The 13,408-nt window shown below is 45.9% G+C and carries 15 protein-coding genes; 8 read left to right on the forward strand and 7 right to left on the reverse strand.

Going from position 1 to position 13,408, the window contains the following annotated elements:
- Window positions 1-8: 8 nt before the first annotated feature.
- From D9A03_RS18990 to dusA, 3 genes are all read right to left on the reverse strand, one after another.
- Window positions 9-920, reverse strand: coding sequence for a polysaccharide deacetylase family protein (locus tag D9A03_RS18990; RefSeq protein ID WP_120498788.1), 912 nt, complete (start codon window positions 918-920; stop codon window positions 9-11).
- A gap of 60 nt (window positions 921-980) precedes the next feature.
- On the reverse strand, window positions 981-1,433 hold the full coding sequence (locus tag D9A03_RS18995) for an OmpA family protein (RefSeq protein ID WP_120498789.1): 453 nt from the start codon (window positions 1,431-1,433) through the stop codon (window positions 981-983).
- Window positions 1,434-1,499: 66 nt separating this feature from the next.
- Window positions 1,500-2,498 carry a tRNA dihydrouridine(20/20a) synthase DusA gene (gene dusA / locus D9A03_RS19000; RefSeq protein WP_120498790.1) on the reverse strand — a complete coding sequence of 333 codons (999 nt, stop codon included), beginning with the start codon at window positions 2,496-2,498 and terminating at the stop codon, window positions 1,500-1,502.
- Window positions 2,499-2,930: 432 nt separating this feature from the next.
- Here dusA and D9A03_RS19005 point away from each other — a divergent pair, with 432 nt between their 5' ends.
- From D9A03_RS19005 to D9A03_RS19015, 3 genes are all read left to right on the forward strand, one after another.
- The gene (locus tag D9A03_RS19005; RefSeq protein ID WP_120498791.1) at window positions 2,931-3,689 is read left to right on the forward strand and encodes an HAD family hydrolase; all 759 of its coding nucleotides are present in this window, start codon (window positions 2,931-2,933) and stop codon (window positions 3,687-3,689) included.
- A 29-nt stretch (window positions 3,690-3,718) separates the two neighbouring features.
- Window positions 3,719-4,582 (forward strand): type 1 glutamine amidotransferase, encoded by an 864-nt coding sequence (locus tag D9A03_RS19010; protein ID WP_120498792.1) that lies wholly within the window; start codon window positions 3,719-3,721, stop codon window positions 4,580-4,582.
- A 61-nt stretch (window positions 4,583-4,643) separates the two neighbouring features.
- Window positions 4,644-5,261 (forward strand): YfbR-like 5'-deoxynucleotidase, encoded by a 618-nt coding sequence (locus D9A03_RS19015; RefSeq protein WP_120498793.1) that lies wholly within the window; start codon window positions 4,644-4,646, stop codon window positions 5,259-5,261.
- Here D9A03_RS19015 and D9A03_RS19020 read toward each other — a convergent pair.
- Entirely contained in the window at window positions 5,258-6,130 is an 873-nt protein-coding gene (locus D9A03_RS19020; RefSeq protein WP_120498794.1) for a LysR substrate-binding domain-containing protein, read from the reverse strand. The genes D9A03_RS19015 and D9A03_RS19020 overlap by 4 nt on opposite strands.
- Before the next feature lie 114 nt (window positions 6,131-6,244).
- Here D9A03_RS19020 and D9A03_RS19025 point away from each other — a divergent pair, with 114 nt between their 5' ends.
- Both D9A03_RS19025 and D9A03_RS19030 read left to right on the forward strand, forming a co-directional pair.
- Entirely contained in the window at window positions 6,245-7,633 is a 1,389-nt protein-coding gene (locus D9A03_RS19025; RefSeq protein WP_120498795.1) for an aspartate aminotransferase family protein, read from the forward strand.
- Window positions 7,634-7,714: 81 nt separating this feature from the next.
- On the forward strand, window positions 7,715-8,176 hold the full coding sequence (locus tag D9A03_RS19030) for a GNAT family N-acetyltransferase (RefSeq protein ID WP_120498796.1): 462 nt from the start codon (window positions 7,715-7,717) through the stop codon (window positions 8,174-8,176).
- On the opposite strand, the gene D9A03_RS19035 is transcribed toward D9A03_RS19030, so the two are convergent.
- Window positions 8,168-8,479 (reverse strand): hypothetical protein, encoded by a 312-nt coding sequence (locus D9A03_RS19035; protein WP_216825542.1) that lies wholly within the window; start codon window positions 8,477-8,479, stop codon window positions 8,168-8,170. The two genes, D9A03_RS19030 and D9A03_RS19035, sit on opposite strands and share 9 nt — an antisense overlap.
- A gap of 118 nt (window positions 8,480-8,597) precedes the next feature.
- Here D9A03_RS19035 and D9A03_RS19040 point away from each other — a divergent pair, with 118 nt between their 5' ends.
- Window positions 8,598-9,029 carry an Lrp/AsnC family transcriptional regulator gene (locus tag D9A03_RS19040; RefSeq protein ID WP_120498798.1) on the forward strand — a complete coding sequence of 144 codons (432 nt, stop codon included), beginning with the start codon at window positions 8,598-8,600 and terminating at the stop codon, window positions 9,027-9,029.
- A gap of 56 nt (window positions 9,030-9,085) precedes the next feature.
- On the opposite strand, the gene metZ is transcribed toward D9A03_RS19040, so the two are convergent.
- Window positions 9,086-10,288 (reverse strand): O-succinylhomoserine sulfhydrylase, encoded by a 1,203-nt coding sequence (gene metZ, locus D9A03_RS19045; RefSeq protein WP_120498799.1) that lies wholly within the window; start codon window positions 10,286-10,288, stop codon window positions 9,086-9,088.
- A gap of 71 nt (window positions 10,289-10,359) precedes the next feature.
- On the reverse strand, window positions 10,360-10,782 hold the full coding sequence (locus D9A03_RS19050; RefSeq protein ID WP_120498800.1) for a rhodanese-like domain-containing protein: 423 nt from the start codon (window positions 10,780-10,782) through the stop codon (window positions 10,360-10,362).
- Window positions 10,783-10,902: 120 nt separating this feature from the next.
- On the opposite strand from D9A03_RS19050, the gene D9A03_RS19055 reads away from it, so the two are divergent.
- Window positions 10,903-12,045 carry a hypothetical protein gene (locus D9A03_RS19055; protein ID WP_120498801.1) on the forward strand — a complete coding sequence of 381 codons (1,143 nt, stop codon included), beginning with the start codon at window positions 10,903-10,905 and terminating at the stop codon, window positions 12,043-12,045.
- Window positions 12,046-12,149: 104 nt separating this feature from the next.
- Entirely contained in the window at window positions 12,150-13,370 is a 1,221-nt protein-coding gene (locus D9A03_RS19060) for a diguanylate cyclase (protein ID WP_120498802.1), read from the forward strand.
- Window positions 13,371-13,408: the final 38 nt, after the last annotated feature.

The following is a 13,408-nucleotide window of genomic DNA, read 5'->3' on the forward strand; positions in this document are numbered from 1 at the left end:
ACAGTACCCTATGATATTCGATCCAGTTTCTGAGACAAAAGGATCAACCCTTCCAATGTAGATGGTGCCATATACCTTTCAAAAATCGGAAGCTGTGTTACAGGATCTTTTTGTAGTGCCCTATTCACCGATTGCCTGCTCATCAAAACAGCAGAACATTTTGCTTCCTTGGCGCAGATAAATGTATGCACATCCACGTCTTTTGTCCCACCGAAAGGAACTGCAAAGGAAGAGGTCGTTCTATATTCCCCACTATTGAGCCAAGCTTGACAGGAAGTGATCTCTTCACGCTGCTGATCTTGTGACAAAGAAGATAAAACATAATGAGAGGCACTGTGATTTCCGTAACTGATCAGAGGGTTCACAATCAGATCATCCTTTTTCGCAATCACCTTGGAAAGGTCAAGCAACTCATTGTCAAAATTGTTCTCGGCAAAAAAATCATCTAATGCCTGATCTATAAGCTTACTATTCAGCTCTGGCTTTTTGCTATCTTTATAAAATCGTTCTGATCTTATTTGTTGCGCCCATTTTTCTTGCGAAAAGTATCTTAAAAAGGCTCCTTCAAGCCCTTTTGACAGGACAAGCCGTACTTTGTCCCGCCAAAAAATGCCCCCATCAATCAGGTTACTGTTGAGAAATATCGTAGATGGCAATTTTTCACTAATCAACCAAGGTATCGCGTGGGTAAATAGATCTGTATAGGCATCGTCAAAAGTAATTACTGCAAGGCCTTGCCGGTTCTCTGCCGCAATAAAATCATCCAAAGAAACGATTTCAAACTGATCTCGCAACCACGTTATCTGTTTCCTGAATTCAATCGGGTTGACGTTATGCAAACGACTTTCCAAGCCCATTGGAATATTTTCAAAAACGCCATGATACAACAGGATGTGACCACTTTGATATTTAGCCGTCAATTATTTTTCCTAATGTAACCATTTCCTTGACACCAGTTATTCGAACGAAAGTTAGGAACTTCATTCTTTATAGGCAATAACCTCTACCCGGCGATCTTCATCTGCCTTATCTCCGGTTCCCCAAAGAGAGAAACTCCCATAGGCTTCACCACGGAAAACGGTTTCAATCCTCTTTTTGGCTATACCTTTTTTAACCAGGTAATTCTTGGCGCTTTGCGCCCGTTTAAGAGACAATTTTTTATTGGCTTCCGGATCACCCTGTTTATCAGCCTGACCGATGGCACAGATTTTAAGTGAAGGATGACCATCAACAACGTCAAATAGATCATCTATTTTTTTTTGCGCTTTTTTGGAAAGGCTGGATTGCCCAACGTCAAAATAAATGACTTTTTTCACCAGAGGGTTTTGATCAACTGGCACTGAACAATCAACCGGGCTAGACATCGCAGTAGAAATAGTAACACCCAGCACCAAGCAGCCAGGAACCAAATACCGAATGACAAACTTCACCATGATAAGTACCCCCTTAAATATGTCTTCTGTAAATCAGTTTAGCTTACTGACCACGAGAAAACTACCTCAAGCCACTTCACGTGATTGTCCTGCGGCCAAAAACTCTTCGTATGCCTGTTGAATAACACGCTCATCTGAACCCGGTTTAAATGCATTTTGACTCAAGCTTCTTCGCCAGGCACGGGCACCCGGTAATCCATTAAAAAGCCCCAGAACGTGTCGTGTGATTGACTTAACTGGAACACCTTCAGCAACTCTTTCAGCTGCATAAGCACAGAGCTCATCAATAACTTCGCCCCGATCCTTGATCTTGGCTTCGCCATAAAATCTCTTATCAACTTCTGCCAGAACATAAGGATTTTGATAAGCCTCCCTGCCAATCATGACACCATCTACCTTTGTGAGATGATTTTCGACCTGATCCAGCGTTTGCACACCACCATTAAGAATAATTTCCAGATCCGGAAAATCCTGTTTAACCCGGTACACCACATCATACCTCAATGGCGGAATCTCTCTATTCTGCTTTGGACTTAACCCCTCCAACCAGGCTTTGCGAGCATGAACAATCAATGTTTGGCAACCTGCGTTTTTGACCTTTGTTACTAACTCGTGCAAAAATTCATATGAGTCTTGCTCATCAATTCCGATACGCGTTTTGACTGTTGCTGGCAATCCAGATTGGGCCATAGCAGAAACACATTCAGCAACCAGATCAGGTTCAGCCATCAAACATGCACCGAACCGTCCTTTCTGAACACGATCACTCGGACACCCGACATTAAGATTAACTTCATCATATCCAAAGTCGGCTGCTTTAGTAGCACAAGCTTTGATTGCTTCAGGGTCACTTCCCCCTAGTTGCAACGCAATTGGATGCTCTCTTTTGTCGAACCTCAAAAAACGTTCCGGATCTTTGCCATGAAGTAAAGCGCCGGTAGTGACCATTTCCGTGTAAAGAACTGTATGTTGTGAAATCATGCGCAAAAAAGAGCGCTCGTGCCGATCTGTCCAATCAAGCATAGGAGCAACACAAACTTTTCTGTCCATTGTTTTCTTTTCCATCAACCTACCCAACGTCATCTCACCTACAAAACCTGTGGTTCACAAACTCAATACAATGGAGCCATGATAACAAACCAGAGTTTTTAAAGCATTGGCCTTTTAACAGGTATCGCACAAACATCAAACGATAGATGCCTCCTTCACGCCAAAGAAACGCCTTACTACCCACCAAGAAATTGAGCTTCCCCCTAATGAACAGAAAACAAGGCCACTAAGCACCACAAAAACCATTTTTCAAGCAGTCCAATTACTCAAAATTGCCAAACATACATCAAATAAACCACACAAAAACACAAATACCCACTATTATCCCACTTTTAACTTGTTCAAAATGACATTCCCTTTTATGATCGCCCCATAAGTCAAAAATGACACAAACACCTACTAACTCTGCGTTCAAAACCACGCACAGACTGAAAGAGGAAGCCCGCAATGATCAAGGCCATCACCTTTGACCTATGGGACACAATTGTCGATGACGATTCAGACGAACCCAAACGTGCCGCTCAGGGCTTAAGAAGCAAAAAGGAAGAACGTCGTCACATCGTATGGACAGCCCTGAACGAAGTTGCTCCTATAGATATGGAAACGGTTAACCTTGCCTATGATGTTGCCGATGCTTCTTTTAATATTGTCTGGAAAGAACTCTTTATAAACTGGACTGTTGAACAACGCATTCGCGCTATTCTCAACGGTCTGGATCGCAGCCTTCCAAAAGACCTTTTCGATCGCGTTGTCAAAGAGACTGGCGACATGGAGATCAACATCCCCCCCAATGCAATAGATGGTGTCAAAGCAGCCCTGGCAGATCTTTCAAGCCGCTATAAACTCTGTATTGTCTCAGACGCCATTGTCACGCCGGGAACAGGTCTTAGACAAATTCTCGAAAACTACGACCTAAAACAATACTTCAGTGGCTTTGCCTTTTCTGATGAAGTCGGACATTCCAAGCCTCATCGCAGCATGTTTGATACAGCCGCAAAGCAGCTTGACGTTCAAGTCGAAGAGATGTTGCATATTGGTGACCGAGACCACAATGACATCAAAGGGCCGCATGCATTGGGAATGAAAGCCATACTTTTCACAGCAACGCGCGATGTTGACAAAGATCACACAACAGCCGATGCAATTGTCAACAGCTACGCAGATTTACCTTCTGCAATTGATGCCCTTGCGAACACCAGTAAATAACACTTAGATCCAAACCGGAGAAAGACAATATGTCTCAAAGTCCACGTTTTCTCGTTGTTGATGGCTATGCCAAAGAAGGACGTGACGGCCTGAAAGAAGGTGGCGCTTCTACTGCAGGTGACCTTTATGTTAAAATGCTGGAAACACAAAGCCCCGGCGCCAAATGTGATATCGTTTATCCAGCAGATCCGGGGGCCAGCCTTCCTTCTGGTGCTGGTCTTGAGCAATATGACGGCATCGCCTGGACCGGATCGAGCCTGACGGTTCACTCTGATGATCCAAAAGTTGTTCCCCAGATTGAATTTGCCAAAGCTGCCTATGAAGCACAGGTTCCAAGCTTTGGCAGTTGCTGGGCGGCACAAATTTCTGTCGTTGCAGCCGGTGGTGCCTGCGCAGTTAACCCCAAGGACAGAGAAATGGGCTTTGCCCGCAAAATCTCTCTGACCCCTGAAGGTCGTGCCCATCCTTTGTTCGAAGGTAAAAAATCAGTCTTTGATGCCTTTATCAGTCACGACGATGAAATCACACATCTTCCTCCCAATGGACAGGTACTGGCTTCTAACGACTGGACATCAGTTCAGGCCGTATCCGTAACCCACAAGGGGGGCGTGTTCTGGTCTGTACAATACCACCCGGAATATGATCTCCACGAGATGGCAAGACTATGTTATTGCCGCAAGCAAAAACTTGTCGACAAAGGCTTCTTTACAAACCTTGAAGATGCTCAGAAATTTGTAGACATGCTCGAAGCACTTCATCAAGATCCAAGCAGAAAAGATCTATGGTGGCTGCTCGGTATTGATCATGACATCATGAACGCCGACATTCGCCAGGCCGAAGTTAAGAACTGGATTGAACGCCTCGTCATTCCAACAATGGCTCGCAGACGCTAACCCGCTGCAGACGATTTGCAAAATCAGGTCTGTGGCTCGCAACGAGAAACAGACCTGATTTATGAGTATCTCTAAGAAAGAAAAATCTGTACCAGCGCCTCGCGCATGGCAGCGCATGCTAAGCGGACGAAGACTAGATCTTCTTGACCCCTCTCCCCTCGACATCGAGATCGAAGATATCGCGCTCGGCCTTTCCCGTGAAGTACGATGGAACGGACAGACACTTGGCGAGTGGGGCTATACCATCGCCGAACATTCTCTTCTTGTAGAAGAAATTGTAAACCTGCTTAAACCGGATACAAAACCCGAGATCTGCTTAGCCGCTCTGCTCCACGATGCCCCGGAATATGTCATTGGCGACTTGATAACCCCTTTTAAATACGCAATTGGCAGTAGTTACAAAGATCTGGAGAACAGATTAATGCAGACCATTCATGTCCGCTTTGGCTTACCCGCCAATTTACCAGACACAACCAACAAACTGATCAAACGTGCGGATCGTATGGCAGCCTATCTTGAGGCAACCCAGTTGGCTGGCTTTAGTGACAAGGAAGCCAGCAAAATATTTGGCAAGCCCCGCGCCATGCCAAATATTCGCATCACAGCTATATCACCACAAGAAGCCAAAAAAAATTTCCTAAAGCGTTTTGAAGAGCTTTCAGAACACACGAAATTTTAACTGCGAAACCTCTCGGCAACCGCATGAAAAGCTTTTACAATTCTGAGTTCTCTTCGACGCTTCAGCGTTAAGAGGTATTCTGTAGTTTCCAGGTCAGCATCTATGACTTCTAAAGTATGAACACGTTGATCTCGTGGTAACTCATGAGAAGATACAATCCCGATACCTAAGCCAGAGGCAACAGCTTCGAACAGGCTTTCCCGGCTTGCAATTTCCATGATGGGCTTAATATCAAGCGATTTTGCCTGACAGGCTTTTTCAAAAACCTGACGTGTTATGGATTGAGGCTCGCGCCAAATCATTTTTTCTTCACTTAATTCAGAAAGCTTGATTTCTTTTTTGCCGGATTGCGCCCAAGGATGTGTATGGCAACAGAAGACAACCACGTTATGACGATAGAAAGGAATTGCTTCAACCTGTGGATTTTCTTCCCATTCGGTTTGTAAGGCGATATCGACTTTCTCTGTCAAAAGATCCGCTGTCACTTTTTGCGAGTTACCAATATTCAAGCCAATGTGTACCTCCGGATACTTCTTCTGAAAAGCCGCGATGATTGGAACAATGAAATAGGGACTTCCCGCAGCAATCCGACACGTCCCGCTCCGCAGTTCCTTGGTCGCATTCAAAAGTTCTACTGCTTCATCTTCAAGTGCAAAAATTTGAACTGAAATTTTTAAGAGATCCTCACCCACTTCAGTCAAGGTAACGCCACGGCTGTTTCGGCGGAAGAGACTAAGCTCGTATCTCTCTTCCAATGCCCTGATATGTGCAGTTACAGCTGGCTGGCTTATAGATAACTGTTCTGCAGCTTTCGTCAAACTTCCTTCACGCGCCACAACATTGAATGCTCTCAGTTGAGATAGGTTCATCTCTTATCCATAATTTTTAATTATATCTGAAATAAAAATATCCAATTAGATTTATACCTATAGATATTTCATAGTTCAGAACAAATCAACAAAACCTGCAAAGGCCCTTGTCTTATGACCAGTCATCTATCCTCACAAACTACAACACCCCAAGGGGCGGAGGGGGATGTCAATCACTCCCCTCGACGTAAAGTATGGCATGAGAAAAATATTGATGAAGATGCCAAGGAACTGCTGCGCAGGGATGAGCAGGTTTTCCTCCACCAATCCGTTTCCACGCCCTGCCTCTCTGTCATCAAAAAAGCCGAGGGGATTTGGATCGAAGATAATCGCGGACATCGGTTCATGGATTTTCACGGCAACAATGTGCATCATATTGGCTATGGTCACCCGCGCTTAAAACAAGCAATTAAACAACAACTGGATGATCTTCCCTTTGCGCCACGGCGCTTTACCTGTGATCCCGCAGTAGAGCTTGCCGAAAAGCTGACAAGTCTGGCACCCGGCGACCTAGACAAGGTCCTCTTCGCAACCGGGGGATCAGACGCCATTGAAATTGCCCTTGCCTATGCCCGTGCCAAGACAGGACGGTTCAAAACGATTTCTTTCTGGGATTCATTCCACGGGGCCGGTTTTGGTGCGCGTTCAATTGGCGGGGAAGAAATGTTCCGTTCTGGCCCCATAGGTCCCCTCTTACCCGGCTCAGAACACGTACCGCCATTCGGTGATTACCGCAATGCCTGGGGCGTTACGGAAGGTTCGGCCGAGCTTTGTGCAAATACAATACGCTACGTTCTGGAAAAAGAAGGGGATGTTGCCGCAGTCATAGCCGAGCCAACCCGTGCTGTCCCTTATATTGCGCCGCCCGGATTTTGGAAAAAAGTTCGCAAAGCCTGTAATGACTTTGGCGCTCTTCTCATTTTTGATGAAATTCCAACAGGACTGGGAAAAACCGGAAAGATGTTCTCTTGTGAATACGATGAGGTTATCCCTGATATTCTGGTTGTCGGCAAAAGCCTTGGCGGGGGTATTCTCCCCATTGCAGCCACCATCTGCCGCCCGGAACTGGATATTGCTGATCGCTATGCCTATGGTCATTACACACACGAAAAGAATCCTGTAACGACACGTGCTGCGCTGACCACGTTACAAATCATCGAAGACGAAGGCTTGGTTGAAAATGCCGCAAAAGTTGGGGCTTATGCCCTTGAACGCCTGCGGGAAATGCAAAACCGTCACCCCCTGATCGGCGATGTTAGAGGACGTGGCTGTTTATTCGGCGCAGAACTTGTTACAGACAGAGACACCCGCGAACCCGCTAATGACGCTGCCGACATGGTTTTATATGCAGCTCTGGACAAAGGCCTTAGCTTCAAAACCACCATGGGTAATGTTCTTACCTTCACACCTTCTCTGGTCACAACTCAGCAAGAAATTGAAGACGCGATGAACATCATTGATCACTGTCTGGATGAAGTAGAAAAGAAGCTGGGGTATAAATAGATCCTCAGCTTTTTTCAGTTCATAGAATCTGATTGAGATTATGACATTGCAGAGCAATGAGATCGCTTTTATCCTGCAATCATGACAAATATTACATTCAGACACGCAGAGGAAAAAGATCTTCCCGCTATCATTTCCATGCTGGCAGATGACGAACTCGGCGCGAAGCGTGAAGATGCGTCTTTACCTGTGAATCAAAAATACAAAACAGCCTTCGAAGCCATTGATAAAGACCCGAACCAATACCTCGCCGTTGTAGAGCAGGGAAAGGAAATTGTCGGCTGTCTTCAACTTACCTTCATCCCAGGTCTTTCTCGTCTGGGGATGTGGCGGGGACAAATTGAGAGTGTTCGCATAACTTCCAGCCATCGAGGGTCAGGCCTTGGCAGCCAAATGTTTGAATGGGCCATTGCAGAGTGCCGTAAGCGCGGGTGCGAACTTGTCCAGTTAGCAACAGACAAAGCGCGTCCTGATGCCCTCAAATTTTACGAAAAACTCGGTTTCAAGGCGAGCCACGAAGGTATGAAACTCAGTCTAGACTGATCCTTTCTTTTCAATCACCAGAACTCTTGCAGCACCAACGGGATGAGCAACATGCTCGTCCCCTTCTCCGGCATAGAATATATTTCCGGCTTCGATCAACTGTTCCAGTTCTTGCCCTGCTTCTTTATAAAACATTCTGACCTTGCCATCCAAAACAACAAAAACCTCATCTCCGTCGTTCTGATGCCACTTATAAGGCTTGTCAGTCCAATGCAGTCGGATGGTTGCCCCTTCGATTTGTGCAATGTCCATCGCATCCCAAGCTGCATTCCCGATAAACTTGGCTGTTTCTATAAACTTCACTTTGCACCTCATCACTCAATAGTTAATTCTCCTTTGATGGTAAGGACTTGTCCAAAGCGATGATATAGGCATGATGTATAGTTAAGCCTGTTATTTTAACTATACCATTTTTAGAAATATGACCCGATCTCTTGATCACAAAGACCTAAAACTCTTAGCCCTGCTACGCAACAATGCGCGTGCGTCAATCAAAGAGCTGGCTGCAGGTGTCGAACTATCCCGTACGGCATTGATAGAACGCATCAGGCGTCTGGAAGAAGATGGTGTCATCGAGGGATACACCCTAAAGAAAGCGCAAAGAGAAGCGCCTCTGACATTTTTTCTGTTGATAAAAACGCATCAACCATCATGCGAACTTATTGCACCTCGCCTGACAGAAATTCATGAGATAACAGCCTGCCATTCACTTGGTGGAGATATTGACATAATTATTGAGCTATCAACAAATACCCCACAACGCGCAAATGAGATCAGAGAAGAAATATCCGGCTACCCGGAAGTCGCCCACATAGCGACCTCAACACTTTTGAAAACTCATTTCGAAAAATAAAAGGCCACCTTGAACAGATGGCCTTTTCATCACTGCTTATAAGAACAGTTTTAACATTATCCGCGAATTGCCTGCTCCAGATCTTCTTTCAGATCATCGGCATCTTCAAGGCCGACCGAAATCCGTAAGAAGCCCTGTGTAATGCCAACTGCCAGACGTTCTTCTTCGCTCAGGCGTTGATGCGTTGTCGAGGAAGGATGTGTAATCAAGGTTTTGGAATCCCCTAGATTATTTGAAATATCGGCAACACGAAGACGATTTAAGACTTTAAAAGCAGCTTCTTTGCCACCCTCTAGTTCCAGACCGATCAGCGTACTTCCCTTCCCGGACATCTGCGTCATGGCAAGGTCATATTGTGGATGTGATTTCAACCCGGGATAAATTACCTTTTTAAGGCCCGGCAATCCTTCGATATGGCTTGCCAGTGCCAAAGCATTATCACTCATTCTGTCAACGCGAAGGGCAAGGGTTTCAAGCCCCTTAACCATCGTCCAGGCGTTAAAGGGACTCATAGACGGACCTGTATGACGCAGGAAATCCTTGAGATGGTCAGCATCAAATTCCTGGGAACACAGAATAGCGCCGCCCATACAACGCCCCTGTCCGTCTATATGTTTGGTTGTTGAGTAAACAACAATGTCCGCACCAAATTCCAGTGGCTTTTGCAGCATTGGTGTCGCAAAAACATTATCAACAATGACCAAGGCACCTGCAGCGTGCGCCATATCACAAACAGCTTTGAGATCAATGATATCCAGGGCCGGATTTGAAGGTGTTTCCAGCAAAACAGCTTTAGCGCCTTTGGCAAGGGCTGCTTCCCAAGCTTTCAAGTCCGTTCCGTCAACAACTTCTGTCTCAACACCATACCGGGGTAGAAGTTCGTTCAAAATAAACAGGCAGGATCCGAAAAGAGCCTTGGCACCGACAACGCGATCCCCGGCTTTAACCTGTGAAAGGAGCGCTGCATTAACCGCGGCCATACCGCTTGCTGTTCCACGGCAAACTTCTGCTCCTTCCAGCAATCGCATTCTCTCTTCAAACATGGAAAGGGTAGGGTTTGCATAGCGGGAATAGACATAGCGTTCACGATCACCATTGAAAGCTTCTTCTGCTTCTTCTGCTGAACTATAAACATAGCCAGAATTCAGATACAGCGCTTCGCTTGTCTCATCAAAGCCACTGCGCATGAGCCCGCCTCGCACCAGTTCAGTCTGGGGGCGAAGCTTGCGTGCTGAAGCATTTGAATTGCTGTCCGTCATCTTTCTATTCCATTTACTCTATTCAAACCCTTTGGAAGTTATCCCAAAAGACATACAATGTTGGTTCCAAATTAATTTTGCTTCCAGGGCATACCAGCGGCTTTCCAACCTGCAACGTTTCCCCGATGGCCGCGTTCATCTGCAGGTCCTTCGAAACCGTGCAGAATATTAAAACAATTTTTATATCCCTGTGTCGTCAGGGCAATTGCGGCTGAAACAGAACGCACACCTGAACGACATAGAATATAAAGGGATTGTTCTTCCCTAATCCTCAACTGCTTTACCGTCGTCACAAAATCAGGATTCACCTGCATCTGCGGGTAGGCCTGCCAAGGCAAGAGTTGCGTATCTTTCCCCAAGGCAGACAGATCAGGTACGCCCACGAACTGGAACTCTGGGATACTTCGCACATCAAGTAAAACAGCATCGGGATCTTTTTCCAAGACATCCCATGCTTGCTCTACCGATACATCGCCAGCGTAGTTTTGTTCCATTCCGATCTCCATTTGTGCCCGGCAATTGGTTAATGGCGCTTATTAATATTGAGAATTAGGGATTTTAAAACCTTTTTCATCAAATACTTTATTCAAATACTTTTGAAATAGGATTCAGGCATGTCTGATTTAGAAGAACTTCGTACCCGGGTAGAAGCAGCTGAAGAACACTTTGGTCTCATCGCTGATCAGCAAAAAGGCTATAGCCAACGCTTGATTGCCCTGCTCAATATTACCGAGCAGAAGGATCAGACCATCGGAAAACTCGAATACGAAAACGAGCAACTTCGTACAATGCTGTTCTCTCTTTTACAATCTATCGAAAAGGGAGACACCACAAACACCCTTCAGGATATGGATACGCGCATTTCGGCAATGACGAGAGAACCTGTTGAAATAGAAAACAAATCAGCGGATTCCGATCTATCCCTTCCTGCTCCCGAAGACGAGGTTGCAGCCGAAGAAGAAGCTTCTGACGTTGAAGAAGACACACCGGAACTAGACAATTCTTCACCACAAGAAAACGCTGATGAAGACAGCATCGACGAGATCGAAGAACTTGTCACGGACCTGGAATCTTCGGACAGCGACAGCTACATGGCTGTGGATGAGAATGACCTTTCTATGGATGATACGAACGAAAGCACAGATGATGAAATAGTCGACGTGTCTATGGCAGATGTCAGCGAATCTGAAAGCGAACCCGATTCTTCAGAATCCGAACCAGATGAAGTTTCTCTGGCAGATTCGACTGTAGACGTTTCAGAAACAGAAATAACCGAAGATATTTCTGAAAACCTGGCAGAGGATATAACTGAATCGGAAACTGCCGATGCCGCTGGAGATGATGTCATCGCTGAAATCGCAGACAACCTTGAAGAAGCATTGCCGGCAGAAGGCAAGGACGAAGACAGCACTGAAGAAGCTATGACTGAATCTGCAACAGCAGAAGATATCGATAGCCCGTTAGAAGGGCTGGAAGATCCTCTCGAAGATCAAATTTTATCTCAGGATGCAACCACAGAAGAAACTTCGCCGAAAACAGGAGCTGCAGATGGTATGTCTGCCGAAGCAGAACCCCCTGAAGCGACGGAGGCATCAGAAGAGGTCGTAATTAATGATGAAGAAATCCCCGTGAGTGAAGATACTGACATTGACAGCTTCCTTGATGAAAACGCTGGTGAAGAAGAAAAATCAGGCAGCCCGGAGATCGAAGATATAATGGAACGCATTTCAAAACAGGCGCTTTCTCAGGGTGAATAAAGAAGGAGATCATTCACACAAAAGATCGTTTCTATTTTCCCTAGGCACTGTCTTGCGTTAATGCCTGTTTTTACGTCTTTCTTTTTCGAGAAGCATCCTTACCCGTGATTTCGGACTATTTAAAATTATACCTGCCACCAACACTGCTCGTCACAGGGGCTATTTATCTCGTCGCCTATCCTCAAAACTATCCTGCGCCTATAAATCTGTTACTTGGCATTGCCCCGACGGCTCTATCCGTTTTAGGTGCAGGGCTTTGCCTTTGGTTTAGAAAGTCCAATCCGGTTTTTTGTTTCGCTATTGCAGTTTCCCTTGCCTATTTCAGCAGTGATATGTCCGAAACCCAATCCTCTGCCGCATTTCTTTTCATACCATTGGCATGGATGGGGCTGGCAATCAGTGAAGAACGGGGCCTTTTAACACCTTCCGGTTTTACCAAGGGACTCTTGCTGTTCGTCGCGGGATGCATGATTGCCACACTGGGTTACCCCGCCAATGACCTGGGCATATTTTCCAACCTTTGGATTGATTTAAACTACGCGATGCAATGGCGTCCTGCATGGGGATTATGGATGCCTTTACCTACCCTGGCTTTTGGCGGTTTCAGCCTTGCTGCTCTGGTTTTGACCGTTCGTCTGATCATAAAACACAGACCAATGGATGCGGGATACCTCGGCGGGATCATTGCACTCTTTGGTGTTGCCCTTCGGTACGGCGATTCACCAGCCACGCCAATGTTTATAACCCTCGCTTCTCTTCTACTCATTCTCAGTCTTTTCCAGGAATCACACCGTATGGCGTTTCTGGATGAACTAACCCGTATTCCCGCACGACGGGCACTTCTTGCAGATATGAAGAAGTTAGGGCGCCGCTATACACTGGCGATGGTAGACATCGATTTTTTTAAAAAGTTCAATGATACCTATGGGCATGATGTCGGTGATCAGGTTCTTAGAATGGTCTCGTCTCGCCTCAGCCAGACTGGTGGCGGTTGCCGCGCCTATCGCTATGGCGGTGAAGAGTTCACGTTGCTTTTCCCCGGAAAATCTATTGATGACGCCTTTGACTATCTTGAAGAAGTCCGGGAACGTATCCAGGGAACTGTCTTTGTTATCAGGGGGTCAGATCGCCCCACAAAAAAACCGACAAAATCAAAGAAAAGCTCGCAAAAAAACACGGGAAATAAAAAGGTCAAAGTCACCGTATCTATCGGTGTCTCAGAACGCACTGAAAAGCACGAAGACCCAATGGACGTGATGAAAAAAGCTGACCGCGCCCTGTACAAAGCAAAAGACAAGGGCAGAAACTGTGTCATTGAAATGTAAGTGATAGACACCACCAGATTATAAAGAAGCTCAGATTT

Source organism: Kiloniella sp. EL199 (assembly GCF_900313065.1).
GTDB lineage: Bacteria > Pseudomonadota > Alphaproteobacteria > Kiloniellales > Kiloniellaceae > Kiloniella.

Coding starts and splice junctions, on each gene's coding strand:
- D9A03_RS18995 (WP_120498789.1), bottom strand. CDS start 1,433: ATGGTGAAGTTTGTCATTCGGTATTTGGTTCCTGGCTGCTTGGTGCTG.
- dusA (WP_120498790.1), bottom strand. CDS start 2,498: ATGGAAAAGAAAACAATGGACAGAAAAGTTTGTGTTGCTCCTATGCTT.
- D9A03_RS19005 (WP_120498791.1), top strand. CDS start 2,931: ATGATCAAGGCCATCACCTTTGACCTATGGGACACAATTGTCGATGAC.
- D9A03_RS19010 (WP_120498792.1), top strand. CDS start 3,719: ATGTCTCAAAGTCCACGTTTTCTCGTTGTTGATGGCTATGCCAAAGAA.
- D9A03_RS19015 (WP_120498793.1), top strand. CDS start 4,644: ATGAGTATCTCTAAGAAAGAAAAATCTGTACCAGCGCCTCGCGCATGG.
- D9A03_RS19020 (WP_120498794.1), bottom strand. CDS start 6,130: ATGAACCTATCTCAACTGAGAGCATTCAATGTTGTGGCGCGTGAAGGA.
- D9A03_RS19025 (WP_120498795.1), top strand. CDS start 6,245: ATGACCAGTCATCTATCCTCACAAACTACAACACCCCAAGGGGCGGAG.
- D9A03_RS19030 (WP_120498796.1), top strand. CDS start 7,715: ATGACAAATATTACATTCAGACACGCAGAGGAAAAAGATCTTCCCGCT.
- D9A03_RS19040 (WP_120498798.1), top strand. CDS start 8,598: ATGACCCGATCTCTTGATCACAAAGACCTAAAACTCTTAGCCCTGCTA.
- metZ (WP_120498799.1), bottom strand. CDS start 10,288: ATGACGGACAGCAATTCAAATGCTTCAGCACGCAAGCTTCGCCCCCAG.
- D9A03_RS19050 (WP_120498800.1), bottom strand. CDS start 10,782: ATGGAACAAAACTACGCTGGCGATGTATCGGTAGAGCAAGCATGGGAT.
- D9A03_RS19055 (WP_120498801.1), top strand. CDS start 10,903: ATGTCTGATTTAGAAGAACTTCGTACCCGGGTAGAAGCAGCTGAAGAA.